The following is a 26070-nucleotide window of genomic DNA, read 5'->3' as shown; positions in this document are numbered from 1 at the left end:
GAGGAGATAAATATGCAAAACTTTGTTTTTAAACTAGTAAACTTGCAATTATTAATAGAGGAAAGTATAAGCAAAGCATTTTGGAATAATCTCAAAAAGAACATTTCAGATCCTGCAACGTGGACTACGGTATTATTCACTTTCATTAAAATTGTGGTTATATTGATTGTGGGTAGAGTGATAGTTAGGTTAGCTAATAAAGCAATGGCACATATGATGGTGGAAAGAGAAAGAAAGCACCTTAAATTTGATCAACGCCGAACGAATACAATTGGTCGCTTACTTGGGAATATCGTCACATACTCAGTTAATTTTATAACTATATTGTTGATTCTGATGCAATTTGGTTTTAATTTAACACCACTCTTAGCTGGTGCAGGAGTACTGGGGTTAGCCATTGGATTTGGTGCACAGAGTTTAGTGAAGGATGTTATAACTGGTTTTTTTATAATTTTTGAAGATCAGTTTGCCATTGGAGATGTAATACAAACGCGTACCTTTAAAGGTACTGTTGAGGAAATTGGACTAAGGGTTACACGGATAAAGAGTTCAAGCGGCGAAGTTTACATTATCCCTAATGGATCCATTCAAGAAGTGACGAATTATTCGATTTATAATTCTATTGCAATGATTGATATTGCAGTTGCGTATAAGGAAGACCCGAGGAATGCTTTGGAGCTGCTAAAAGTTATGCTAACAGAGCTCTATGATGGAAATACAGATATGGTTAGGCTACCTGAATTACTTGGCGTTGAAGTGATCGGTCAATCGGAGGTTATCTTGAGGATACAAGTGGAATGCAAGCCCAATACGCAAGGAGCCGTCACGAGGGCGATTAAGGAAGCGGCAGTAAAGGCTTTTGAACAGAAGGAGACACTTAACCTTGTGCGCTTGTGGTGAGTGAGCTAGGGGGCTTAGAATAGGAGGGGTTAGAAGTGGAGCGGAAAGTATTTCAATTAGGTGATGTCGTGCAGATGAAAAAGGCACACCCTTGCGGCAGCAATGAGATGGAAGTTATTCGTATGGGAATGGATATTCGAATTCGCTGCGTGGGTTGCAAGCATAGTGTACTTGTACCTAGGGCTAAGTTTGAAAGTAAGCTGAAAAAGGTGCTTCGTTCAAATCCGCAGATAATCTCAGAGCAAGGGCCCGAAAGCTCGTTTTAAACCCTTAGAAGCTCTGCCATAAAAGACAGTAAAATCGTCAATCTTTGAGGGTTTAAAGCGTTGCATTGTAAGGGTAGTCTATGGTACAATATTTTTTGTTCGTAAATTGGATTTGGAAAGGTACCCAAGTGGTCCAAGGGGGCTGACTCGAAATCAGTTAGGCGGCGCAAGCCGTGCGTGGGTTCGACTCCCACTCTTTCCGCCATATTCATTACAATCGCTGGTTTTTAGGCAAGACCAATAAAAGAGCTCCTTCTACGAGTGATTTCCGTAGAGGGAGCTTTTATTATTTGCTTTGATTCATATAAAGGTGAATTGGTTAAATAACTATTATTAAAACTAACGAAAAAGGTGATAGACCATGCATAATTCAAATGATTCCGATATAAAAGAGGTTCATGTGGAAAAGAAGTCAGATTCTAGTGCAGTTTTATCCAATCTCATTAAATATGGTGCTTACCTTATTATTTTCTTTGCGATTATGTATTTTATTATCCATTATTTTATGTAGTGTAAGCATGTAAATTTAACAAAGAGCGCTCGCTAACGGATTATTCCGAAGGTGAGCGCTTTTGTTAGTTCTTAAATTAGCCAATTAATACTCTTTCTTCTGCGTAACCAATCTTGGTGGTATCCTTATTCTTGGATAAAGCGTAAACGAGAGTCAAGGGACCTAATCGTCCGATGAACATGGTTACAAGCAGGATTATTTTACCGATAGATGTCAGGTCTGCTGTGATACCCATCGTTAAGCCGGTAGTAGAGAATGCTGAGGTTGCTTCATACAGTATAGCGATAAAATCAAACTTCGATTTGTTTTCTGTTATGGTTAGCAGAAAAGCCACAAGCAGCACGGTACCTAGGGATATTATGATTACAGATAGAGCGCGCAAAACGGTTTCATTTGATATTTTACGATTGAAGACATGGATATCGGAGCGACCTCTTATATGACTGAATACAGCAAGTAATAGAACAGTGAATGTATTGATTTTAATCCCACCGCCGGTAGACCCGGAAGCACCGCCCACAAACATTAAAAAGATCACAAAAAATTGTGAGGCTGCGAGCATTTTACCGATATCTACGGTATTGAAGCCAGCTGAACGAGGAGAGACTCCCTGAAAGTAGGCTGCCCACAAACGCTCTCCCCAAGTAAAATTGCTGAAGACAGCAGGGCTAAGCATTTCCGTTATTAAAATTACTACAAATCCAGCAAGAATAAGTGCGGCAGAGGTGGTAAGAACTATCTTCGAATTTAAAGCAAGGGCCCGCCATTTGCGCTTACGCATAACATCAAGGATTACGATGAATCCAAGCCCACCTAAGATAACGAGCAAAGTAATAACAATATTAACAACAGGATCGCCAACGTAGCGAATTAAATTGTCCGGCCATAAACCAAAGCCTGCATTATTAAAAGCAGAAATAGAATGGAAGACAGCATAATAAAGGGCTTGTTTGAGGCCAAGCTCACTATACCAGTGGATGGTTAATAGCAGGCTGCCCAATACTTCAATAATAACGGAGATCGTAAAAATACTGAGACAAAGTCGCACCAAGCCTTGAATAGAAGCAGAGTTAGTTGATTCTTGTATTAAGAAGCGGTGTTTAAGACCAAGCTTTTTACCAAGGAGCAAAGCAATGATCACTCCATAAGTCATAAACCCAAGTCCGCCAATTTGAATTAGCAGCATAATGACAATTTGACCAAAATGAGTAAAGAATTGACCGGTGTCTACAACGACAAGACCCGTAACACAAACGGCTGAAGTTGAGGTGAAAAGAGCATTTAAGAAACCTAAGCTTTTACCACTTTGAGACGCGATCGGCAATACTAGTAGTAGAGTTCCAATCCCAATAATGACGGTAAAGCCAAGTATCATCCATTGCGAGGGGCTTAATACTATTGTTTTCTTATTCCAAGGATTGACCATGAGTTAAGATATCACTCCTTTAATATAGGGGTTACTCATAATTACCTTCAAAGTAATGAATTTGTTTGTTGCTGCCTATAATAATTAGAATATCACCTGTATGTATTTTATCCTCTGCATTTGGCGAAACAATAACTTTGTTATCGGGTTTTTTAATAGCAACAATCGTACAGCCGTATCGTGCACGGATGTTTAATTGCTTTAAAGTTTTGCCATGCATGGATGCGAAGGAAGATACTTCGACTAGGCTAAAATCTGCAGTTATCTCTGTAAAATCAATTAAGTTATTAGAATTAAGCTGGTGAGCTACTCGAATTCCAGTATCACGTTCGGGATGGACCACATGATCCACGCCAATCTTCTCTAAGACGCGACTATGATAATCATTGACGGCTTTGGCGGTTACTTTTTTAATGCCTAAATCTTTAAGAATAAGGGAGGTGAGAATGCTAGCCTGGATGTCCTCGCCAATAGCAACGATGGCATGCTCACAGTTTCTAACTCCAAGTTCTTTAAGTACTTGCTCATCTGTTGAGTCTGCTTGATAAATGTGCTGGACTATAGAAGAGAATTCCTGCACTCTGCGAGCATTGCTATCTATAGCCATAACTTCATGTCCCAATTCAATTAATGTCCTCGTTACACTGCCACCGAACCGACCCAATCCGATAACAACAAATTGTTTAGCCAAGGTTTAACCTCCCCGTGATGTATATTTCAAACGTAAAAGCACAGAGGTATGGTAACCCCCTGTGCAGTTCGAATACCAAATATATACTTTTATCCGTATAACTACATGCTACCTTAGAGATGTTAGTTTTACAAGCGATTTGCGCGGCTTTTTATGACAAGCCGGTCAAGAATATACCCCAGTAGCGACCATGAAGCTATAGTGAGAAAATAGATCAAATACACGCTGACGTTTCGTACATCTGCAAAAAAAGCAATTATCCAAAGGGGAATGCTTAAGGAAAAAATAACATAGTTTTTGGTGTCCAAGCCTATGAAATGAAACAAGCATATCCCAATGCCAATTAAAGTGAATAGGAGGGTGAATTTTTTCATTGCTGACCATCCTTACTTTGCGGAATGATTAATGGCGAGGCTTGGGTACACGAGCCCATTTGCGATTGTGATTCGATGTTTTGGGAAAGTGCTCGCCTGCTTTTAGCGTGATATGCTGTGGATCGTTAATACCCATATGGAAATCATTTTCACCAATTTCTCTGTATTCGCCATCGTTAGGCGCTGTATCGGTCTGCGTAAATTCCGTTTTTTCTCCCAATGTTATCACCTCCGTTCTCGATTATTGTGAACGAAAGAGGGGAAAATGATGCAAGCATGGGCAAAACAATCAATGCTTGTCAAATGGCCCGGGATTTGATATAGTATTACGGTGCGAGTTTTGAAAGAAATCCTCGCTCCTTGCTCCCATTTAGGGAGCCGTTAGTCCAAAAGGAGGTGAAAGACCATGCGCAAGTATGAAATTATGTACATTATTCGGACGGATATTGAAGAAGAAGTTGTTACGTCCACGATCGAAAAATTCCAAAACATCATCAACAATGGTGGAGAAATTACGAAGAACAATGTAATGGGTAAGCGTAAATTGGCGTATGAGATCAATAAGTTTCGCGACGGGATTTATGTTCTCGTTCATTTCAATGCAACCCCAGCGGTTGTTGTTGAACTTGACCGTGTATTGAAGATTTCTGATGAAATCATTCGATATATGATCGTTAAGGATGTAGCTTAAGACATGCAATGTTAAAGTAATTGAAACGGAATTGTTTGGGAGGGAACGAGATTGTTAAATCGTGTTATTCTAATTGGAAGATTAACTAAGGACCCCGAATTGCGCTATACTCCTGCGGGAGTGGCGGTTACTCAATTCACACTAGCTATTGATCGTCCCTTCTCGAATCAGCAGACGAAGGAAAAAGAAGCTGATTTTATTAATATCGTCACTTGGAGACAGCTAGCTGAAACCTGTGCGAATTATTTAAGAAAAGGTCGTTTAACGGCAGTTGAAGGACGTTTGCAGGTGCGCAACTATGACAACAATGAAGGTCGCAAGGTGTATGTAACGGAAGTCGTTGCAGATAATGTGCGGTTTTTGGAATCGTCTAAAGAAGGCGGCAGCAGCGGTGGTAGCAGCAACACGGGTAATCGTGAAGAATCAACCTATACCCGCAACAACAATAGCGGTGGCGGAACACCACGAGATAATTCAAATCAAGATCCATTCTTAGACGACGGAAAACCCATTGATATTTCGGATGATGATTTGCCATTTTAGAGAGAAAGGACTGACAAACCGATGAGCTTCAAACCAAGAGCTAATAACCAAAACGACGGAGACGATCGCGCAGATCGCAAGTTCTCCAGAGGTAAAGGCGGACGCAACAAGCGCCGTAAAGTATGTTATTTCACTGTGAACAAGATTACTCACATTGACTATAAAGACATTGAAACATTGAAGAAGTTTATCAGTGAGCGCGGGAAGATCCTTCCACGTCGTGTAACTGGAACTTCAGCTAAGTACCAACGTGCTTTAACAACAGCTATCAAGCGTTCACGCACAGTAGCATTGTTACCATACACTACAGAATAAGTTTCTATATAGAGAAGACAACCGGAATTTAATCCGATTGTCTTTTTTTGTGAGCATATTAATTATTTCACTAATAAAATAGTTAACAAAAAATCCAAATCAACCTCGTTTGGGAAGAGCAAATGCTGCTCTTCTTGGGCAAGGGATGATTTGGACTTTTTAGCTTTATTGCATTAGATCATCATTCCACCATTTATGTTCAGCTTTGCTCCAGTAATGAAAGCAGCTTCAGGCGAGGCGAGGTAGGCGACCATAGCAGCGATTTCTTCGCCTTTACCGAAACGGCCAACAGGTGTCATGCTCTTCAATGTTGGAGCAAAAGGACCATCAGATGGGCTCATGTCTGTATCAATGGGCCCAGGTTGAATGGTGTTGACTGTAATGCCTAGTGGAGCCAGATCGCGAGCCAATCCACGAGAAAGCCCAGCAACAGCTGCTTTCGACATGCCGTATAAACTATTGCCCGGAAACATGCTAGTATCAGCAACTATACTCCCTAAATTAATGATGCGACCACCTTCACCCATATGAGGTGCCGCTGCTTGCACAGCTGCAAATATGGCACGTACGTTTATAGCGATAGTAAGATCGAATTCTTCCATTGTAAATTGGTCGTATGGCTTCACCCAATATACACCTGCATTATTTACAAGAATATTTATGCCTCCAAAAGCTTTTATAGCTTCTGCAACTGCGCCTTTTACCGCATCAACATTACCGCTGTCAGCCAGGAGAGCCAATGCACGACCACCGGCTGCTTCAATTTCTTTTACCAATTCTTCTGCTTTTTGTTGCGAGCTTCCATACGTGAATACAACTGTTGCGCCATCGTTTGCAAGGCGTTTCACAATAGCTGCTCCAATACCGCGTGATCCACCAGTAACTAATGCCACCTTACCTGATAGTGTTTTTGTCATATTAGATAACATCTCCTTTAATCATTATTATAATCTGGAATTTTAATGGATATTAGAAGCTGCTAGCTAATTCACGCGCTTTTTTAATAGCATTTGCTTTAATTGTTTGAGCCTGATCAGGGGCTGCAGCCATACCTTCAACAAATATAGCATCAAAGCTGGGTACGCCTAGGAACTTCATAATAACGTCTAAGTGGCGATGCCCCATTTCGAAGTCAGCATAATCTGATCCTGGAGATAAGACACTTCCGCTTGCTTGAATGTGAACGGCTTTTTTACTGTCCAACATGCCAACAGGGCCTTTACCCGGAATGTAATTAAATGTTTTACCAGCCACACAGATAGAATCGATATAAGCTTTCATCACAGGAGGGAATGAAAAATTCCATGTCGGGTTAGCAAATACATATTTATCTGCAGCAACAAATTGATCTACCAGATCGCCTAGACGACCTACTTTTGCTTTTTCATTACTAGACAATTTTTCATAATCGGTACCCGCTGCCAATTTACCCCAACCTCTGAAAACATCGGCATCAATCTGCGGAATATCTATTTTATACAGATCAAGATGAACCACCTCATCATTCGGATTTGCTTTACGGTAAGCATCAATAAATTCCTTCCCAACTGCCAAGCTATAAGAAGTTTCATGATCGTGCGGATGAGCTGTAATATACAATAATTTGGACATGAATTTTCACCTTTTTCTTTTTATTCGGAACGATCGTTCCGTTTAGACAATAGATCAATTAACAAAAGTAAATCTAAATTCACCGCATCACCTTTATATAGACATAAGGAACGATCGTTCCGATAAGCAGAAAAAAAAGAATAACTTGCTTGCGACTTCAATACCATAAGTAAAGTTGCTTACAAAAAGTATGTTACTAGTATTGTTTGGTCTTGTCAAATGTTATTTTTAAGAAAAACTCGGCGAGCCTGCAATTAATGCTGCCCAGTATCTCGATGACTCCAGGGTGGGCAAGGAGTCAGGTTGTCGCTGAAAGAGGAAGAGAGTATAATGACCCCATAGACTCGACACTAACTATAAAGGCAGGAAAATAAAGATGATAAAAAAATATGTATCCGTTATATGTATCTTGCTTGGATTAATTCTTGTGCTGTACCCAACAGTCAAAGATCGTTATGAAAGCTATGAGCAACGACAAATCCTAAAACAATGGCAGCAAAATTTGCAAAGCATCGAGGAAGTAAGTCCACAAACGCCCCCTGTGGAAGAACCACCCATTGAACAGAATGATGAGGATACGGTTGTTAGTATCAGTCCTGTGAAGCCTGTAAATACGCCAATAGCTAAACCAGTAAGTATTGAGAAAACAGCAGCAGAGAAGTATATGGAGAAGCATGTAGAAGGAGTGCTGACGATTAAGAAGATCGATCTGAAGCTTCCGATCATAACCAATGCTACAAAGAAGAATATGGCGTTATCTATCGCGAGTATTGCCAAAACAGGCAAGGCAGGTGCTGTGGGGAATTACGCTATTGCCGGGCACAGAAATTTCAGCTACGGGAAAAATTTTAATAGACTGGATGAGGTTGTTGTAGGCGATCTGATTGAGGTTGATACAGGCAAAAAAAAATATACGTATGAAGTAAGTGAGAAGCTATATGTTTTGCCAACCGATGTCCAGGTTTTGGAAGGAAATGGGAAGGATAAAGAGATAACTCTTGTAACCTGTCATCCCATGAAGAATCCTACGCACCGCTTGATAATAAAAGGGAAAATAATAGAAAAAAATAGCTAATTCAGATATACATGTCGAAAATAATATGGTAAAATTGTCCTACAGATAAACTATATCACAATCGCTGCTTTCTAACGATAAAGGCAAATTTAGCGAAAGCTAAAGACGCAAAACTATAGGGTCTTCTTTATAGAGATATAAAGATGATAGCCAGTTACCAAAAGGGGCGTTTTTTATGTTCAATCGACTGAGAATGATGCTTATTATAACAGCGCTTACCATAATGATTTTACCAGGGGCGGTCTTTGCAGATTCTGGGCTAGCTGTGATAGACAAGAGCTTGCTGGATAAGGGAATTATTACAGTCAGCTATTCAAAAGCTAAAGAAACTAAAGCAATCGTTCGTATTACCAAAGATAAAGTTAACTACGATTATATTTTAGTGGTAGGTGCGCAATACCCTTTGCAATTAGGTAATGGCGATTATACTATCATGGTTGCTGAAGCGGTAGGCGGTACTAAATATAAAGCAATTGCGCAAGAGACTGTAATTCTAAATATGCAAAAAGAGAACGACGTTTTTCTGCAATCTATGGTACAGGTAGATTGGAATAAGAAATCTAAATCTGTCATTAAAGCACTTGAGCTAACCAAGAATGCTAAGACAGATAAAGAAAAAGTTACAGCTATTTATACGTACATTACTAAAAACTTTAAATATGATTTTGATAAAGCAAAGACTGTAAAGACGGGTTATATTCCGATTTTGGATGATGTTTTTAAGGCTTCTAAAGGGATTTGCTACGATTACGCAACTACTTTTGCAGCTATGACAAGAAGCTTAGGTATCCCTACTAAGCTGGTCATGGGGTATTATGCGAAGAATCCAACCGTTTATCACGCTTGGAATCAAGTCTATTTAAAAGATACGAATGAATGGATTACCGTAGATTCTACGAATGATGCTGTTCAAGTGCAAGCGGGAAAAGCAACAATAATGAGTAAAAAAACAGCTGAATTTAAAATTAGCAAAATCTACTAAAATCGACATAGTTTGACGAATTCGAATGATATTTAAGATGATTAGACCTGTAATTCTGTATGGTCCTTTCTGGATCAGCGGGATTTAGGTCTTTTTTTTGCGAAAAACCATGAAAATTGGCAGATTGTTCAGATTTTGTTCAGATAGCAGTAATATAATAAAAATAATTGTGAGTAATAGGCAAATGAATGATTAATAATGAAGCGGAGGATTAATAATGTTAAAGAAAAAAGTAAGTATTCTAATTATTGCGGCTTTACTGATTGTGCAATTTGCTAATGGTTTGGGGTTTAATAAGCAGGCTAATGCGATTGGAAATATTCTCACGGGTGTTCATTTAACTGTAAAAGATAGTGATGGTCATACTGTGTCGAATGCGGTATATGCCCAAGGAGCTGATGTAACACTCGAATATACGTGGGCTTTACCAAATGGCCATGGTTATACAGTTGGAAGTCAATTTACTTTTACATTACCGCAAAAGTTCTTCTTAAATACCAGTATCCCATCAACCCCGCTTATCGCTGGATTAGAGATAGGTAGTTTTACAATAGATAAAGCCACTCATTTAGTGACTATGACTTTTGCTGGTGATATTGCAGATTATGATGAAATACAAGGAACAATTATAGTAAATACTAAGTTTGATAGCAGCGAGTTCATTACATCAACAGAACAGGAAATTTCATTTCCGGAGATAGATTCCAGCACATCTATCCATTTACAATTCAGGCCAAGTAATTCCTCTATAATTGAGAAAAGGGGATACCCGCAAGGTTATAATGCCAAAAGTGTTAAATGGGAAGTGGATGTTAATAAAACATTGGACACTATTGAAAATGGAGTCGTAACAGATACGATTCCAACGGGACTAGCTGTTCCGGTTAGCGTCGCTGTTTATAATCTAGGTGTCAGTCTGACAGGGGTGACAACCAAACTAACAGAACTTGCCTCCGGCGACTATGATTTTACAACAACGGGGAGTGAAATCGAGGTAAAATTTAAAGGTGCTGCCGCCACAATTAATACGGCATATCGCATTGAATTTGAAACAGCAATAATTAACACGAGCAGTTCTACCTTTCAAAATACGGCTACTCTAGCCGGAAACCATTTAGCTGAAAAAACTGCAAGTGCATCAGTTAGTGTTCAACGGGGTAGTCACCTAATTAAAACTGCGGGTACTTATACAGCGGCAGATGGTAAACTTGCTTGGCAGGTTAAATATAATTATGATGAGAAAACTATTGTACAAGCAAGTGCTTCGTTAAACGATTATTTTGATGATTCCCAGACACTCGATGCTGCTTCAATTGAGGTAAGAAGAATCTCATTAGATACAGCTGGAGCGGAATCCCCCACATTATTAACTTTGAATACGGATTATTTCATAAATACAATTCCACATGCGAATGGTAAGAATGGTTTTACGCTATCATTCCCAGGTGACATAACATCGGCATACAAAATTGATTATAAAACAGTAAAAGCGGCTCGTTACGAAAATGATAACACTAACGTAACTAATACGGTTTATGCAGCTTCTGAGAATAAATCGGCAACTAAAGGGATTCAGCAAGTGGTTATTAATAAATCCGTGGATAGTTATGACTATATAAGTAAAACGATAACATGGAAAATTACGATTAACGGCGATAAGTACACAATGAACCCTGTGAAAATTACAGATACCTTCAATGCAGCGGAACAAACCTTCTTGCCTGGAACACTTGAGATCAAGGATGGTAGTACAAGCTTGAGTGACATAACGGATTATACCGTGAATACCTCACTATCTGCACCAGACAATGGATTTAGCATTTTGTTTACTAATGCAGTTTCTAATACGTATACAATAATTTATAAAACTCAATTCAATACGGACTGGCTTGACAGTAATAATCAGTATACAAACCATGGGGAAATTAAATGGACAGATGCAATCACTCCATTTAACCATATTAAACAAGTAACAACTACCTTCACTCCTAATAATAAGGCTATCTATAATGGCTACAAATTAGGAGAATATAATGCAGTAACTAAGGAAATTACTTGGACGGTCGGAGTTAACTATAACAGAGAAACTCTTTTAGACGCGGTGATGATAGATAATCTATTGCAAAATCAAAAGCTAATACAAGATTCTGTTAAAGTATATGAAATGACAATTAATGCAAATGGTAATGTAGATAAGGGAGCATCTGTGGTTGATACAGTTTATGAGTTAACCAAAGCTGATAATCTATTAAAAGTTAAAATAAAAGGAATTAACAGCTCTCCGTACATCATTGAATTTAAAACGAGTTTGGCTGGACAGCTACTAGATGATGCAGTCATCTCAAATACTGCTAATTTAGTTGTTGGAATTTCTCCGGAATCTAAGAACTTAACCGCTTCAGTAACTGTGCATAAAGCTGGAGAGTACGTTAACAAAACTGGAGTACAGGACGATAATAAGATTAATTGGAAAATATTTATTAATCGTGGACAATCCGAAGTTATCAATGCAAAAATAATAGATAAACCAAGTGAAAATCAAAATTTAATTCAGGAATCATTTCATTTATTTAAAACAGTGATCGAAGAAGATGGAGATGTATCGAAGGCGCTTGGAGCAGGATCGGAATTAGTTAAAGGGAATGACTACACGCTAGAATTTAAAACAGATATAGATGGTAATCAGTCATTTGAATTAAAATTAGCGGGTACAATTAAGACAGCTTTTCTCTTAGAGTATCAGTCAACTATTGCCGCCGAAAGTGGAGCCCATGTTACAAATGCAGTTGATTTTAGCGCTAATAATGTTGTGCTTGTAACTAAACAAACAATCGGTGATGTTATTGCAGCAGTATCTTCTGCTTCTGGAACAGGAAGTGGTGTTAGAGGTATTCTGACTGTAACAAAAGTCGATGCGGCTAATACATCCACAGTACTTAGCGGAGCAACATTTGCATTATATCGACTACCCGCTCGAGCATTAATTAATACCATTACTACAGATATGGACGGTAAAGCTGTATTTAAGAAGCTGCTTTCTGGTAATTATGTTTTAGTTGAAACAGCTGCTCCAGCAGGGTATTTACTTGATTCAACTGACATTCCAGTCTTGGTTAATACTCAAAATACAATAATTAATAAGCAAGTTACAAATGTAAAAACAGCAACACCGACACCAACGCCGTCAGATGAGCCGACACCGACACCAACGCCGTCAGATGAGCCGACACCAACACCGACGCCATCAGAAGAACCAACGCCGTCACCAACACCATCAGAAGAGCCGACGCCATCACCAACGGCTTGGCATCCAAGTACAACGTCATCACCAACACCGACGCCAACGCCGACTGCAACACCAACGGAAACACCGACGCCAACACCAACACCGTTGGAAGCAATAACAACGCCAGCGCCGACACCAACGCCACTTGCACCAACAGCAACACCAACACCTGTTGTAAAACCGACACCAACCCCGGTTGGCGAAAAGGAAGTTACTAAGCAGGATGTTCCTAAAACAGGAACAGTTGAAGTTCCAGAAGGAAGCACACCATCAATTGGTAAGGATCCAGAGCATGGAACGGTTACAGTTACTCCAGATGGCAAGTGGGTTTATACACCGAAGCCTGGTTTTATCGGTAAGGATAAATTCTCCGTTATTATTACAGATAAAGATGGTAATGAGGAGGAAATTTTTATCGACATTGATGTTGAAGAAGTACCTTTAGGTGTTACACCAGCCGAAGGAACTCTGCCGACAACGGGAGAATCCAGTCATTTGAATATGGAGTTAGCTGGTTTAGCATTAATATTACTTGGAGTAGGATTAAGCAGAAGATTTGCAAAACGTAGAGAAGATAGAGAATTCCCTAGTTCATAACAAAGAAGAGACAGTCGCCGATTACAGCGATTGTCTCTTTTTTGCAGTAAATGTATGAATATTAGTTGCTTTCAAAAAAGTGAACATCATTTTCACAAATTATTGGATTGTTTGAATCCATAGTTGAAGTACAATTAAGGGTGGACGTTTTCTGGTGAGGGGATATAATAAACGAGAGAAGTTCCACTGGGACAAGGTATTTGCTTGGTTCTATACATCGGGGGTTAAGGCATGCTCAAGCTTTTCTTGAATCGCAGTATCAAAACAAAAATTGTCTGGATTAGCGTGGTTGTTTCCTTGATCCCGTTAATCCTATTAGCGTTTTTATTTTATCAAACCAGTACGAGCTTGCTTGAAAAAACAATGGTGAGAAACGCTGAGCAGAATACGGCGTATTTAACGGACAATTTAGATAAATACTTTAGCCGGTTTACTGTTTCGGCGCTGCAGGTTTATGGCGGGGGATTCGAGAGCATTTATGACATCATGAGAAATGGAGGAGATATTAACAGCGATTACACTCGCAGAGAGACATTAAAAAATTATTTTAGACTAATGCAAAGCCAGAATGATGATATTGTCAAAATTATTATATACGGGAAAAGTAATGTCTTGCTGGATAGCTTTTCGAGAAACAGCCAATTTGATCCGATTCAATTGGAAAAGGATACACCTCATGCCAATGAGATAAAAAATTTACCTTTTCAGCATACTTTAATGTTTACCTACAATGAACAAAGCGTGAATAAATCGCTTTTTGTATACGGCATTACGGTTTACGATATTTATTTTCGCGATAAAATCGGCACTGTTTTATTCTATATCCAAACCAAAGACATTCAGAAAATGATTGAAAAATATAATCGCAGCCCCAATGTAATTGTTTTGCAAAATTCGCAGAGCGAAAGGTTTTATCAGACGAGCGATGCGTACGATGAAGCCATTATGGGATACTCTGTTCCTTATTTTCCGATTAATCAAGTGAAGCCAGAGATGAGCTTTAATAGTCACCGTACCCAATTAATCAGTAAAGCCTATCTGGATCATGGCAATATACAGCTAAATATCGTATACCCGAGTACGGAATTGAATAAGAATCGCAAGTACATTCTTAATATAACTTTGGTCATTCTATTTGTAGTGATTTTATTCATCTACTTATTTTCTTTACTCTCGCATCAATATATTACCAAACCGATTCAGCTTTTGGGGAAAACTATGAAGGCTGTACGCAATGGCAATTTTTCGATTACTTTAAAAGTGAATAACTGGCAGGATGACCTGTCCGAGCTATCACGAAATTTTAATTTCATGACACACAAAATAAGCGATTTAATTGAATCGGAATACGAGACGAAATTACGAAATAAAGAGGCGCAAATCATTGCTTTGCAAACGCAGATTAATCCGCATTTTCTCTATAATACGCTGCAAACCATTGGTGGAAGAGCGGTGCTTAACGGGGATTATGAAATTCATGAAATGTGCAGTGCGCTAGGAGATATGTTTCGATATAGCTTCTATGAAGGGAACAAGGAGTCAACCTTAGGCTTGGAGCTGCTGCATGTTAATAATTATTTATATATTCAGAAGATCCGGTTCGAGGAGTTCCTCCAAACGGAGATCCAAGTGGATGAAGAGCTAGTGGATAGCCAAATGATCCGCTTTGTGCTGCAGCCGATTATTGAAAATGCGATTATTCATGCGTTGGGAAAGACTGATAAAACCCAGCTGCACATAATTGTGACAGCAAAAAGGGATGAGAGCAATATTATTATCTCAGTTAGTGATGATGGACCTGGGATAGAACCGCAGCATTTAGGGGAATTAATGACGATCCTCGATCAAAAGACGTTAAGTGTATTCTCCGGAATATCGATTGGGTTGAAAAATGTACATGAGCGTTTAAGAATGGTATATGGGGCAGAGTATGGGATTAGTATTAAGAGCAGCTTTGGGCAAGGGACAACTGTATTTATCACGATTCCATATGTAAAGCGAGGAACCGAACATGTATAAGGTAATGGTAGTCGACGATGAGCAATGGGGAAGAAAATCGATACGTAAATTGATTGATGAGCTGTCCACAATCGTAGAGGTTGTCGCTGAAGCTAAACATGGGGAGGAAGCGCTGCAGCTGATTCAAATCAGCAAGCCTGATATAGTGGTAACCGATATGAATATGCCGGTTATGGATGGTAAAGTTTTTCTGGAGAAGCTCTACGCCATGCATAAAGAGATCAAGGTTATTGTGATTAGCGGCTATTCGGAATTTGAGTACTTAAAAGCAGCGTTAACTTATGAGGTTTGTGATTACGTACTTAAGCCTGTTTCAATCACGGATTTGAATAATGCTATTACAAAGGCTATTGGAGCTGTAGAGAAAGATGGTGATCTCCGTCAGCAGAAGCGGCATGCGAGTACCTCCTTGAAGCTTAAACAAGAGGTGTTTCTGCAGCACGTTTCCCATGGACGGATCGTGAATCACACCGATATGGCTAACCAAGCAACAGAATTTAAGATAGCCCAGGCGTTTAATCAATACCGGCTTGCGATTGTTTCATTTAGACAATTTAAAGAAGTGGCAGAAACCAAATATCATGGAAATGCCGATTTATTTATGTTTAGTTTAGAGAATGTTTTGACTGAAATCATTGAAAAAGAAGCCTTCATTGTGTATACAGCAGATGACAGAATGAAACTATGTATCATAATGCCTGTAGCAGACGATTTTAACAACATAAATCGGATTCTAAATGAGTTTCAGCAAGCGGTCTATAGGATGCTAAAGGTGGACGTAGTTGTAGGGATTAGCCGAATCTATGAAAAAATCGATACGCTTCCCCTCGCATTCGAACAAGCTTTGAAATACCTTTGGTTGAATAAATTCCATGGAACAGGCTTATCCATCTCAATGGCAGATACAGATGCAACAGCTCCCTATGCGGAGACCTTAACTTCCTTTGATCTAAAAGCCATGAAACAGGCAATAGTGAATAAGAATGAAAAGGAAACCAAAGGCATAGTCGAGCAGTTCGTTAATCGAACTATAAGGAATAAGGAACTGCTCATTCAAGATGTCCATTATGGGTATATGAAATTAACGGAAACGATTGCGGGTGCTTTGCAGGAAGTATCCGTTTTGAATCAAACAATATTTGATTATCATGCTCTGTACTATATGATGGAGCGGGATTCATTTACACACTATATAGATAAAATAAATGCGATGATTTCGGAGGCCTTTATCCATTTTGCAGGTCAAGACTCTTCATTTCCTGTACAAGAAATAACGGATTATCTGCAGAAGCATTATTTTGAAGAGATTAGCTTAGTGGATGTTTCAACCAGGTTCCATATTGAACCGAGCTACTTCAGCAAGCTGTTCAAAGCTGTAACGAATGAGAATTTTATTGAGTATTTAACGCGACTGCGTATGGAGAAAGCATGTGAGCTTCTCAGCTCTACCGAGCAAAAAATCAATGAAATTGCTGAGCTGACGGGGTACGAGAATCAAAGATATTTCAGCCAAGTGTTTAAAAAATTTACTGGGCTAACACCCTCAGAATATCGAGAAGCGCAGGAAGGCAACAAATCGATTACAAAAAAATGAACATACTTCTCACAAGATTTTGTATTACGGTTTGTTTGCAATGTCGCTAATATAAGAAACAGAAGAATACTATGTCTTCTACATCTTGAAAAGTGAAAAGGGGAACTCGCATGAAAAAGAGATTGAGTCTTGCACTATGTACGATCTTGCTTATGTCTTTAATCGCAGCTTGTGGAAACAATAAAGACGCTACGGAATCAGCAGCACCTGCAGCATCCGATGCAGCAGCAACTGTTGCACCAGCCGAAGCTACAGCAGCACCAACGGCAGCACCCGAGAAACCAGTAACGATTTCCTTTATGCATTTCAAGAGTGATGCAACCGATGCTATTCAAAAAATTGTCGATCAATTCCAAAAAGAAAATCCAACTATTACAGTAGAAGTAACACCTGTTAAGTTTGATGATTACTACACACTATTAAAAACAAAAATTGCCAGCGGCGATGTTATTGATGTATTCTCAATCAACTACGGCAGCCAAACAAAATTGCTGGTAGATGGTGGTTATCTAGAAGATCTTACATCGCAGCCATTTTTGAAAGAGCACTTTGATGAAGCCGTGCTTAGCAATCAGGCGACTGACGGAAAAAATTATATTATGCCTTTGAACAGTGGGCCAATTGCTGTATTTTACAATAAAAAAATCTTTAGTGATTTAGGAATTGAAATACCTAGAACGTATGATGCTTTAATGGCAGCAGCGAAGAAAATCAAAGAATCAGGTAAAACACCGTTTGCATTAGGCTGGAAAGATGGATGGCCGTTAGGGATGTGGGCACAACGTGATTTGCCAAGCAACACGGCACTTGTTGAAAACATGCCAGATTTCTTTGAAAAGCTTGAAACAGGTGCAGCTAAGTTTGCAGATAACCCTGCTATGAAAACTTTGCTTACTCATGCTAAAGAATATTTTGATAATGGTAATAAAGATCAGCTAGGCGTAGATTATAACGGTGCTGTTGATATGTTCGCCAAAGGCGATGCAGCTATGATGTATGTAGGTACTTGGCCGTTAGCTGACATTCAGAAGAAGAATCCAGAGCTTTATAACACTGGCATGGGCTACTTCCCGTACCCATTCAGCAATGATGTTGAGAAGAACAAATTGGAATTTAACCCGGATGCTTCGTTAGCGATAAGCAGCAAATCTACACATAAAGAAGCCGCTTTGAAATTCCTTAGTTACATGGGAACTAAAGAAGCTGGAGACATGTGGGTGGATAATGTTAAAACCTTGGTTTTCAACAAAGGTGCAAAAACGAATTTAGCTCCAGCAGTTGATGAACTAAAGCAATATATCGATGCAGGTCAAATGTATGATTCTCAATCTTACTTGGCTAAGACAACCATTGCTTGGGGCGATCAGCTTAATCAAGATTTACAAAAGTTTTTCTTTAACAAAATGACGGGTGAAGAGCTAATTAAAGACATGGATGATTGGGTTGCAAAAAATCATAAATAAGAAGCAGCATAGAAAATAATCGAATAGGAGCCTGACAGACGTCATGAGTTTTACTCGTCTGGCGGGCTCTTACTTCCTTCTTCTTAAGAAAGGACAAAATTATGAAAGCTATTAAACGTTTGTGGAAAGCTGAAGCATGGTTTGTTTTATTTACGATTCCAGGAATAGCCTTATTTTGTTTAGCCGTTGTTATTCCATTGATTTTAGGTGCTAAATATTCGTTTACGAATTGGGATGGAGTCTCGAATGTGCTCCATTATATAGGTTGGAAAAATTATGATCATGTCATTAATGATCCACAGTTCTGGGGAGCATTGGGGCACACCTTTAAATTTGCCATTATTTTGACGCTTTTGGTCAATGTTATATCGTTGCTGTTGGCTCTTGTGCTGGACTCTTATTTAAAGTTTAGAACGATATTTAGGACTATTTTCTATTTGCCGACAATTATTTCTGTTGTCTTAGCTGCTTTTATTTGGAACAATAATTACAGTAAAGCCTTGCCTAGTTTATTTGCATTCTTCGGCTATGATGACATGACGAGTCCGCTGGGCAATCCAGATTATGCTTTATTCGGGCTTATTATTATAGCCGTTTGGCAAAGCATAGGTACTCCAATGATCATATATATTGCAGGTTTGCAGAATATTCCCCCTGAATTACTCGAAAGTGCTGAAATTGATGGGGCGGGTACGATGTATAAATTCTGGCATGTGACGTTTCCGTTAATCGCTCCCTCCGTTACGATAAATGCCATTTTGACTTTAACCGGTTCATTGAAGATATTTGATCTGGTCTATATAGCAACTAAGGGTGGACCCGGATTCTCTACAGAGGTGCTGAGTACTTACATTTATCGTGTTGCTTATACCTCGTTTCAAGGTGGATATGGCGCAGCGCTATCGATGGTCTTTTTTGTAGTGCTTGTATTAGTTACAATCGTTCAACTGTTAATCTTAAGAAAAAGGGAAGTGGAAATATAATGAGAAAGACACATGCGCTAGTATTTATAGTTGTTCTGCTTTTAGCATTATTTTTCCTGCTCCCGTTTTATGTAGCTATTCTTATGGCGTTAAAAACCTCGCAAGAATCATTTTTATCTTTCTATGGATTGCCTCATGGATTGCATCTGGATAACTTTATAAGTGCTTGGAAAACCTCGCATTATATTAGAGGGCTGAGCAATAGCTTAATTGTGACAATTGGTTCTGTTTTATTAATCATTGCCGTATCCGGGCTGGCTGGATATGCGATTGCACGCAAGCGGGGTTGGTACTATCAATTGGTCTTTTTGTTATTCTTGGCTGGTATTATGGTTCCTTTTCAAGTTACAATGCTACCTTTATACAAGCTCGGAAAAACACTGCATATGATTAATACACAATGGGGTATTATCTTGCTTTATGGTGGTTTTGGCTTGCAAACAGCGGTGTTCTTATATGTAGGTTTTATTAGAGCGATTTCGCGGGAAATTGAAGAGGCAGCTAAGATAGATGGTTGTTCGACGCCTGGTATCTTTTTCCGGATTATCTTCCCGTTATTAAAGCCTTTGACGGCGACAGTGGCCGTAATTAATGCGATTTATATTTGGAATGATTTCCTGCTGCCATTGCTTTTTCTGCAAAAAGAAAAATTCCGTACAATTCCATTACAGCAGTATTTTTTCTTCGGCCAATACAGCAGTCAGCTAAACCTAGCTTTTGCTTACGCAGTTATGGGTATGATTCCAATCGTTATATTCTTCTTGCTGATGCAAAAATTCATCGTCAAAGGGATCTCGGCTGGGGCAATTAAAGGATAAACCAATAAAAAAGATGAGGGTGTCTGACTTGGCGATCACATTTTACGAGGATTTGCAGTTATTCGAAATTCATACGAAAAATACTTCTTATTTATTCGGGATCAACGAAAAAGGAATTATGCAGCATATTTATTGGGGAGAAGCGGTAGATGCTCGGGAAAGTGCTTTTCTCTTAAAAAGCCATTCTCACAGCTCGTTTGACGCTGAAGTAGAACGTGATGCGGAGGAGTTTGGCGGTGCAGGTGGTACTAGCTATGTCGAGCCGTGTTTAAAGGTTCGTTTCAAGGATGGCGTTAGAGATTTAAAATTGCAGTATGTTGGACATGAGAGTATTGCTGAGGACGTACTAGTGATTACACTTAAGGATGCTCATTATGATCTTTGGGTGAAGATTCACTATGCGATATTTCATGATCAAGATTTAATTAAGCGTCATGTTGAAGTGCAAAATCAGAGCACAGATGAAATTATAGTGGAACAAATGATGTCCGCAGCATGGTCCTTACCAAATCTTGCGGATTATAGGCTGACTCATGTTACAGGCAGATGGGCTGGGGAGTTTCAATTAAGGGAAACGCAGCTTTCGGAAGGCAAGAAAACGCTGGAATCGAGAAGAGGCTTTACGGGACCACACGCGAATCCCTGGTTTGCTATCGATAATGGTAAAGCCGATGAGGTTTCCGGCAAGGTTTGGTTTGGCGCGTTAGCTTGGAGCGGGAACTGGAAGATTGTCGTGGAGAAAACCAACTTTAATCATGTTAGAGTGGTTGGTGGCGTGAATGATTATGATAGTCCTTTTAAGCTAGGTGCTGGAGAGACGGTTGTTTCGCCTTCCTTCACAGGAGGATATACTTCAGGTGGATTTGGCGAAATGAGCCGCAAGCTGCATAGCTATCAGAAGGCATTTGTTTCACCTTCACAAGCACATCGCAGAGTGTTATATAATTCATGGGAAGCCACCTATTTCGACGTCGAGGTTATTGGGCAGAAGCAGTTGGCGCAATCAGCAGCTCGACTTGGTGTTGAACTGTTCGTGGTAGATGACGGCTGGTTTGGTCAGCGACATAGCGATAAGGCGGGACTTGGCGATTGGTACGTAAACCCGGAGAAATTTCCAAATGGACTTCAAGAGTTAATTACTGAAGTAACGGATTTAGGGATGGATTTTGGCCTATGGGTTGAGCCTGAAGCCGTTAATCCAGATAGTGATCTTTACCGTAAGCATCCAGATTGGATCTATCAATTCCCCACACGCGAAGGCACTCAGCTGAGGAACGAATACACCTTGAATCTGGGTAAACCAGAAGTGAAGCAATTTGTTTTGGATTTCATGACCGAGCTGTTAAGTACGTATAAGATCTCATTTATTAAATGGGATACCAATCGGACAATTACAGAGCCCGGGACCAGTGATGCTATACAGGAACAATATGAGTCCATTTGGATCAAGCATGTGCAAAGTCTTTATGAGATCTGGGCGGAGCTTAGGTTGAGATTCCCGAATGTTGAGTTTGAATCATGTGCAGGTGGTGGGGCGCGAATTGATTTGGGTATTCTGCGTTATGCAGATCAAGTTTGGCCAAGCGACAATACCGATGCGTTCGATCGCCTAAGCATTCAAGAAGGCTTCTCTTATGCATACAGTCCTCATGTCATGATGTGCTGGGTTACTGAGTCGCCGCATAGCTTTAATGGACGAGTTCTGCCATTGTCCTTCCGCTTTCACAGCGCGATGATGGGCGGATTAGGAATTGGAGTCAACCTCAAGCATTGGACAGACGAGGAGTTTACAGAAGCAGCTGTATATATTGAGCAATATAAAGCAATCAGACCTGTGGTATTGGATGGTAAGTTATATCGGTTATCGTCTTTGCGAGAGGCGGATTATGCGGCTGTGCAATATGTGAGTCAGGATGGCGAGGAAGCTGTTGTTTTTGCTTTCTTGCATGCTCAGCAATTTGGTGCAGCTATGCCTAGAATTTGTTTGCAGGGCTTAGAAGCAGATGCTAGTTATCAGGTGGATGGGCTAGAGGGTGGAGTTGCGCAGTTTAAAGGCAAGAACCTGATGCATATTGGTTTGAACATTAAGCTAACCGGCGATTTTGATAGCAAGCTGATTCGTTTGAAAAGAATTTAAAGAGTCAGATTAAAGACGGTTCCCTTTGCTACAGCAGAGTGGAATCGTTTTTTTTGTTTAATAAACATATAAAAGTATCGGATTGGCATTAAAAAAAGTAAAGTATTTGTATCATTTTGACCGCTTTTTCAGTATAAATCGATGAAGATTTCCCCTTAAGATAGGATGTATGGAAAACAGATATGATTACCCATCAGGTTCGAACGGAGGAATAAATAGTGCTAATCAAAAAAGGTTTTTTTAGAGAATTAATTAAATCCAGAGTTCTATATTTAATGATTCTACCCACATTGCTGTTGTTTGCTGTTATGAGTTATCTGCCAATGGTAGGGATTTACTTGGCATTTACCCAGTTTAATTTTAGACAAGGATTTTTTGGAAGTCCATTCGTTGGCTTTGATAATTTCAAGTTCCTCTTTAAATCGGGTACCTTGTTCAATATTACACGAAATACGATTTTGTATAATTTAGTTTTTATTTTTCTCTCCAATTTCCTAGGTATGCTGATTGCAATCATGTTAAATGAGGTTCGCAGTCGATGGTTCAAAAGAATCACTCAATCGGTGATGTTCTTTCCTTACTTCATCTCCTTTGTCATAGTGGGGGCATTTGTATACAACATCTTTAATTATGAGTCCGGATTTTTGAATAGCCTTCTTAAGTCCGTTCATCTGGAAGCTTTCAATGCTTATGGAACAACATGGATCTGGAAGTATCTCTTAGTGGCGCTCTATCTATGGAAGAACATTGGGTATACGACGATTATTTATCTCGCAGCAATTACCGGTATTAATGAAGAATATTACGAAGCCGCTAGAATAGACGGGGCGAACATCTTCCAACAAATTCGCAGAATTACGATTCCACTGTTGTTTCCAACCTTTATCGTACTGTTATTGCTTAGCTTAGGCGGGATTATGAGAGGGCAATTCGATTTATTCTATCAAGTCATAGGGAGTAACGGAACGTTGTTCAACTCTACCGATATTATCGACACCTATGTGTTTAGATCACTAAAAGTAACATTTGATATTGGCTTAGGAACAGCAGCAGGTCTCTACCAATCCTTCTTTGGTTGTATCCTTGTCCTAACCGTCAATTACTTGATCCGCAGGAAGCACGAAGAGTATGCCTTGTTTTAACAACGGTCCACAGTATAAATGAAAGTCAGAGGAAGGAATGATAGCCATGAAAATCAAGGATACCTTATCAATCAAATTATTTCATTTGTTCTCCTTTATCATTTTATTCTTTCTATCGATACTCTGTATTCTGCCTTTATGGTTAGTGCTTGCGGGTTCCTTTTCATCCGACCAATCTATCGTGCGCAAAGGCTACAGCTTGATTCCAAGGGATTTTACACTTGAGGCTTATAAGTTTCTGTTTACCTTTCCTGAAGATATTATCAGAGCTTATGCCGTAAGTATTGGGGTTACAGTGATTGGAACATTGCTGGGATTGTTTCTCATTTCCATGGCAGGCTACGTTTTACAACGAACCGATCTTAAACACCGCAGCCAAATTTCCTTCTTTATTTATTTCACTACTATCTTCCAAGGCGGATTAATTCCCTGGTACATCTTAGTTGTGAATTACCTGCATTTGAATGATACCTATGCGATTCTGATTCTCGTCGGACTCTCCAGTCCGTTCTTGATTATTCTAATGAGAAGCTTTATAAAGGCATCGATCCCTTCAGAAATGATAGAATCGGCAAAAATTGACGGAGCAGGGGATTTCAAAATTTATTACAATATCGTCCTTCCCTTGGCAAAGCCTGCATTAGCTACCGTCGGACTGTTCCTTGCGCTCAATTATTGGAATGATTGGTTTAGTGTTTCGTTGTTTATTGAGGATAAGTCCAAATACAATCTTCAGTTCTTCATGTACAACATGCTAACCCAAGCTCAAGTAATTAGTCAGCTGGTAACAAGTGGTTCCGCATCATCCATTCGCGTTCCAACCGAAACGGCAAAGCTGGCTATATCTGTTATCGCCATTGGCCCGATTGTGCTTTTATATCCATTCCTGCAGAGATTTTTCGTAAAAGGGTTAACTCTAGGGGCAGTAAAAGGCTAAATCTTGGTTATTACCTGCGTTTGCAGGATTAACATATAAAAAAATTAGGAGGACTTATCAATGAAAGCATCAAAAAGGTTATGGGGTTCAGTAGCAACTATCTTGTTGATTTCAACCGCGTTAATGGGCTGTACATCGAACAAAGAGGATACAAAGGAGGCGACAAGTGCTCCTACTACCGCAGCAACTGCTGCCGCAAGTACTGAAAAAGGCGGATTGGATATCACCAAGCATGTCGAGCTTCAGGTGTATATGCTTGGAGATGCACCTAAAGGTTTGGCAGATGTACAAGCGGAAGTTAACAAGCTTTCAGAGAAGGATCTTAATGCTACCGTAAAATTCAACTACATCCCTTGGACGGATTGGGAAACAAAGTATAAGCTTCTCTTAACTTCAGGGCAGACGATTGATTTAATCTATGTTGCTCCATGGACAAAATTTGTGCAATATGCTAAAGATGGCGCCTTCTTGCCGTTAGATGAGCTTGCTCCGAAGGTTGCTCCAGAGCTTTATAAATTGATTCCACAGGATTTATGGAACGCTGTTAAAGTGAATGGCAAGATTTACGATGCACCGAACACATGGAAACAGTATCAGAATGTTGGGGTACTATGGAGAGATGATTTGAGAGAGAAGTACAATCTGCCTAAGCCAACGACGATCGAAGACTATGAAGTATATATGGAAGGTATCAAAAAGAATGAACCAGATATGCTTCCTACAGCTATCGAAGCTACTGCATCGTTACCGGGTACTTGGAGACTTTTAAACTTGAAGCATAAATTCTATAACCAGGATTTCCCGAATGAATTCGGAATGGCTATTATGAATGATAAGCCAGCAGAGGTTGTGAACTTCTTCCAATCACCAATGTTTGCAGAAGATGCTAAGCAATGGAAGTCATGGGCGGATAAAGGCTACTGGAGCAAGAGTGCACTTTCCGATAAAACTACGGCTAGCGATACTTTCACGAGTGGAAAAGCGGCTGTAATCACAGGTGTCAACGCACCTAACTATGGAGGAATAATCACGAGCTTGGCTACACAGCATCCTGACTGGAAGCTTGCTTTCAGCACTTTCCCTGAGACAACTGGGGTTGTGCACACGGCTAGTAATAATGGGAATGACGGTTATGCAATCCCAACTACTTCTAAGAATCCTGAAAGAGCTCTTGCGTTCTTCGAAAAGCTTGTTACGGATAAGCGCTATAACTATTTAACAGAGTATGGTATTGAAGGCAAGCACTATACAATCACAAGCGACGGCTTCTACCAAGGTGTGGGTGATGCGAAGACTACAGAATTCCCACGCGAAGCGATGAACGGCTGGGCTTGGAGAAATCCAGCCATCCAATTATTCGACAAGAGCTTTACGCCTGTTCTTGATATCTTTAAGAAACTGGATGCTATCGCTACCCCAGATGTTACTTCAAATTTCCAATTTGATGATGCTTCTGTCAAAGCAGAGATTGCTGCGTATCAAACGGTTAAAGTGCAATATCTGGCTCCAATCGAAGCGGGTCTCGTACCGGATGTCGATAGTGCTATTGCTACTTTCCTTGCCAAAGCAAAAGCTGCAGGCTTGGAAAAGATTCAACAGACTTATACAGAGCAATATAATAAATACGCAGCGGATAACGGCATTAAATAATTACAAATGAGTCCGAATAACAATAAGAGAGTGAGCCGATTTGGCCACTCTCTTATTGT

The 26070-nt window shown here is 39.7% G+C and carries 23 protein-coding genes, 1 tRNA gene and 1 riboswitch; of the genes, 18 read left to right on the top strand and 6 right to left on the bottom strand.

Annotated elements, in window-relative coordinates; translation table 11 throughout:
• The first annotated feature begins 12 nt into the window (after nt 1–12).
• From EHS13_RS36080 to EHS13_RS36070, 3 genes are all read left to right on the top strand, one after another.
• A complete protein-coding gene (locus tag EHS13_RS36080) occupies nt 13–900 on the top strand; it encodes a mechanosensitive ion channel family protein (protein WP_155705148.1) in 888 nt (295 codons plus the stop codon).
• Nucleotides 901–935: 35 nt separating this feature from the next.
• Nucleotides 936–1166 carry a DUF951 domain-containing protein gene (locus EHS13_RS36075; RefSeq protein ID WP_155705147.1) on the top strand — a complete coding sequence of 77 codons (231 nt, stop codon included), beginning with the start codon at nt 936–938 and terminating at the stop codon, nt 1164–1166.
• Nucleotides 1167–1280: 114 nt separating this feature from the next.
• Nucleotides 1281–1371, top strand: a tRNA-Ser gene (locus tag EHS13_RS36070).
• Nucleotides 1372–1753: 382 nt separating this feature from the next.
• Here EHS13_RS36070 and EHS13_RS36065 read toward each other — a convergent pair.
• From EHS13_RS36065 to EHS13_RS36050, 4 genes are all read right to left on the bottom strand, one after another.
• Nucleotides 1754–3103 carry a TrkH family potassium uptake protein gene (locus tag EHS13_RS36065; RefSeq protein WP_155705146.1) on the bottom strand — a complete coding sequence of 450 codons (1350 nt, stop codon included), beginning with the start codon at nt 3101–3103 and terminating at the stop codon, nt 1754–1756.
• Between the two features lie 31 nt (nt 3104–3134).
• The gene (locus EHS13_RS36060; protein WP_155705145.1) at nt 3135–3794 is read right to left on the bottom strand and encodes a potassium channel family protein; all 660 of its coding nucleotides are present in this window, start codon (nt 3792–3794) and stop codon (nt 3135–3137) included.
• 128 nt (nt 3795–3922) lie between these two features.
• Complete coding sequence (locus EHS13_RS36055) at nt 3923–4168, bottom strand: hypothetical protein (protein WP_155705144.1); 246 nt, start codon at nt 4166–4168, stop codon at nt 3923–3925.
• A gap of 28 nt (nt 4169–4196) precedes the next feature.
• On the bottom strand, nt 4197–4388 hold the full coding sequence (locus tag EHS13_RS36050; protein WP_155705143.1) for a YjzC family protein: 192 nt from the start codon (nt 4386–4388) through the stop codon (nt 4197–4199).
• Nucleotides 4389–4574: 186 nt separating this feature from the next.
• Between EHS13_RS36050 and rpsF the strand changes: the two genes are divergently transcribed.
• Genes rpsF through rpsR form a run of 3 tightly spaced genes read left to right on the top strand, consistent with a single transcriptional unit; the run spans nt 4575 to nt 5717 of the window.
• On the top strand, nt 4575–4859 hold the full coding sequence (gene rpsF / locus EHS13_RS36045) for a 30S ribosomal protein S6 (RefSeq protein WP_155705142.1): 285 nt from the start codon (nt 4575–4577) through the stop codon (nt 4857–4859).
• A 51-nt stretch (nt 4860–4910) separates the two neighbouring features.
• Nucleotides 4911–5402 carry a single-stranded DNA-binding protein gene (gene ssb, locus EHS13_RS36040; RefSeq protein ID WP_155705141.1) on the top strand — a complete coding sequence of 164 codons (492 nt, stop codon included), beginning with the start codon at nt 4911–4913 and terminating at the stop codon, nt 5400–5402.
• A gap of 21 nt (nt 5403–5423) precedes the next feature.
• Nucleotides 5424–5717: a 30S ribosomal protein S18 gene (gene rpsR / locus EHS13_RS36035; RefSeq protein ID WP_155705140.1), complete on the top strand. Its 294-nt coding sequence runs from the start codon at nt 5424–5426 to the stop codon at nt 5715–5717.
• Nucleotides 5718–5890: 173 nt separating this feature from the next.
• Here the strand turns inward: rpsR and EHS13_RS36030 are convergent, their stop codons facing one another.
• The gene (locus tag EHS13_RS36030; RefSeq protein ID WP_162463423.1) at nt 5891–6634 is read right to left on the bottom strand and encodes a 3-oxoacyl-ACP reductase family protein; all 744 of its coding nucleotides are present in this window, start codon (nt 6632–6634) and stop codon (nt 5891–5893) included.
• A gap of 52 nt (nt 6635–6686) precedes the next feature.
• Complete coding sequence (locus EHS13_RS36025) at nt 6687–7328, bottom strand: NAD(P)H-dependent oxidoreductase (RefSeq protein ID WP_155705138.1); 642 nt, start codon at nt 7326–7328, stop codon at nt 6687–6689.
• Nucleotides 7329–7704: 376 nt separating this feature from the next.
• Here EHS13_RS36025 and EHS13_RS36020 point away from each other — a divergent pair, with 376 nt between their 5' ends.
• From EHS13_RS36020 to EHS13_RS35965, 12 genes are all read left to right on the top strand, one after another.
• Nucleotides 7705–8403 carry a class D sortase gene (locus EHS13_RS36020; RefSeq protein WP_155705137.1) on the top strand — a complete coding sequence of 233 codons (699 nt, stop codon included), beginning with the start codon at nt 7705–7707 and terminating at the stop codon, nt 8401–8403.
• Between the two features lie 72 nt (nt 8404–8475).
• Nucleotides 8476–8565, top strand: a riboswitch (cyclic di-GMP riboswitch).
• A 13-nt stretch (nt 8566–8578) separates the two neighbouring features.
• Nucleotides 8579–9385 carry a transglutaminase-like domain-containing protein gene (locus EHS13_RS36015; protein WP_155705136.1) on the top strand — a complete coding sequence of 269 codons (807 nt, stop codon included), beginning with the start codon at nt 8579–8581 and terminating at the stop codon, nt 9383–9385.
• A gap of 217 nt (nt 9386–9602) precedes the next feature.
• Nucleotides 9603–13268 carry a collagen binding domain-containing protein gene (locus EHS13_RS36010; protein WP_155705135.1) on the top strand — a complete coding sequence of 1222 codons (3666 nt, stop codon included), beginning with the start codon at nt 9603–9605 and terminating at the stop codon, nt 13266–13268.
• Nucleotides 13269–13499: 231 nt separating this feature from the next.
• Complete coding sequence (locus tag EHS13_RS36005; protein ID WP_155705134.1) at nt 13500–15287, top strand: sensor histidine kinase; 1788 nt, start codon at nt 13500–13502, stop codon at nt 15285–15287.
• Entirely contained in the window at nt 15280–16881 is a 1602-nt protein-coding gene (locus EHS13_RS36000; protein WP_155705133.1) for a response regulator transcription factor, read from the top strand. Before EHS13_RS36005 ends, EHS13_RS36000 begins: the two co-directional genes overlap by 8 nt.
• 110 nt (nt 16882–16991) lie before the next feature.
• Nucleotides 16992–18344, top strand: coding sequence for an ABC transporter substrate-binding protein (locus EHS13_RS35995; protein ID WP_155705132.1), 1353 nt, complete (start codon nt 16992–16994; stop codon nt 18342–18344).
• A gap of 101 nt (nt 18345–18445) precedes the next feature.
• Nucleotides 18446–19327 (top strand): carbohydrate ABC transporter permease, encoded by an 882-nt coding sequence (locus EHS13_RS35990; protein ID WP_155705131.1) that lies wholly within the window; start codon nt 18446–18448, stop codon nt 19325–19327.
• On the top strand, nt 19327–20145 hold the full coding sequence (locus tag EHS13_RS35985) for a carbohydrate ABC transporter permease (protein ID WP_155705130.1): 819 nt from the start codon (nt 19327–19329) through the stop codon (nt 20143–20145). Before EHS13_RS35990 ends, EHS13_RS35985 begins: the two co-directional genes overlap by 1 nt.
• Nucleotides 20146–20164: 19 nt before the next feature.
• A complete protein-coding gene (locus EHS13_RS35980; protein WP_319633411.1) occupies nt 20165–22282 on the top strand; it encodes an alpha-galactosidase in 2118 nt (705 codons plus the stop codon).
• Nucleotides 22283–22557: 275 nt separating this feature from the next.
• Nucleotides 22558–23424, top strand: coding sequence for an ABC transporter permease (locus tag EHS13_RS35975; RefSeq protein WP_155705648.1), 867 nt, complete (start codon nt 22558–22560; stop codon nt 23422–23424).
• Nucleotides 23425–23470: 46 nt separating this feature from the next.
• Entirely contained in the window at nt 23471–24361 is an 891-nt protein-coding gene (locus EHS13_RS35970) for a carbohydrate ABC transporter permease (protein WP_155705128.1), read from the top strand.
• A 60-nt stretch (nt 24362–24421) separates the two neighbouring features.
• A complete protein-coding gene (locus tag EHS13_RS35965) occupies nt 24422–26011 on the top strand; it encodes an extracellular solute-binding protein (protein WP_155705127.1) in 1590 nt (529 codons plus the stop codon).
• Nucleotides 26012–26070 lie beyond the last annotated feature (59 nt).

This window comes from Paenibacillus psychroresistens (assembly GCF_009728935.1).
In the GTDB taxonomy this organism is placed as follows: Bacteria; Bacillota; Bacilli; order Paenibacillales; family NBRC-103111; genus Paenibacillus_AC; species Paenibacillus_AC psychroresistens.
This window is presented reverse-complemented; position numbering and strand designations above follow the sequence as displayed.

Coding starts and splice junctions, on each gene's coding strand:
- rpsF (WP_155705142.1), top strand. CDS start 4,575: ATGCGCAAGTATGAAATTATGTACATTATTCGGACGGATATTGAAGAA.
- EHS13_RS36005 (WP_155705134.1), top strand. CDS start 13,500: ATGCTCAAGCTTTTCTTGAATCGCAGTATCAAAACAAAAATTGTCTGG.
- EHS13_RS36030 (WP_162463423.1), bottom strand. CDS start 6,634: ATGACAAAAACACTATCAGGTAAGGTGGCATTAGTTACTGGTGGATCA.
- EHS13_RS35990 (WP_155705131.1), top strand. CDS start 18,446: ATGAAAGCTATTAAACGTTTGTGGAAAGCTGAAGCATGGTTTGTTTTA.
- EHS13_RS36065 (WP_155705146.1), bottom strand. CDS start 3,103: ATGGTCAATCCTTGGAATAAGAAAACAATAGTATTAAGCCCCTCGCAA.
- EHS13_RS36025 (WP_155705138.1), bottom strand. CDS start 7,328: ATGTCCAAATTATTGTATATTACAGCTCATCCGCACGATCATGAAACT.
- EHS13_RS35985 (WP_155705130.1), top strand. CDS start 19,327: ATGAGAAAGACACATGCGCTAGTATTTATAGTTGTTCTGCTTTTAGCA.
- EHS13_RS35965 (WP_155705127.1), top strand. CDS start 24,422: ATGAAAGCATCAAAAAGGTTATGGGGTTCAGTAGCAACTATCTTGTTG.
- EHS13_RS36010 (WP_155705135.1), top strand. CDS start 9,603: ATGTTAAAGAAAAAAGTAAGTATTCTAATTATTGCGGCTTTACTGATT.
- EHS13_RS36055 (WP_155705144.1), bottom strand. CDS start 4,168: ATGAAAAAATTCACCCTCCTATTCACTTTAATTGGCATTGGGATATGC.
- EHS13_RS36020 (WP_155705137.1), top strand. CDS start 7,705: ATGATAAAAAAATATGTATCCGTTATATGTATCTTGCTTGGATTAATT.
- rpsR (WP_155705140.1), top strand. CDS start 5,424: ATGAGCTTCAAACCAAGAGCTAATAACCAAAACGACGGAGACGATCGC.
- EHS13_RS35975 (WP_155705648.1), top strand. CDS start 22,558: ATGATTCTACCCACATTGCTGTTGTTTGCTGTTATGAGTTATCTGCCA.
- EHS13_RS35970 (WP_155705128.1), top strand. CDS start 23,471: ATGAAAATCAAGGATACCTTATCAATCAAATTATTTCATTTGTTCTCC.
- EHS13_RS36015 (WP_155705136.1), top strand. CDS start 8,579: ATGTTCAATCGACTGAGAATGATGCTTATTATAACAGCGCTTACCATA.
- EHS13_RS35995 (WP_155705132.1), top strand. CDS start 16,992: ATGAAAAAGAGATTGAGTCTTGCACTATGTACGATCTTGCTTATGTCT.
- EHS13_RS36080 (WP_155705148.1), top strand. CDS start 13: ATGCAAAACTTTGTTTTTAAACTAGTAAACTTGCAATTATTAATAGAG.
- EHS13_RS36000 (WP_155705133.1), top strand. CDS start 15,280: ATGTATAAGGTAATGGTAGTCGACGATGAGCAATGGGGAAGAAAATCG.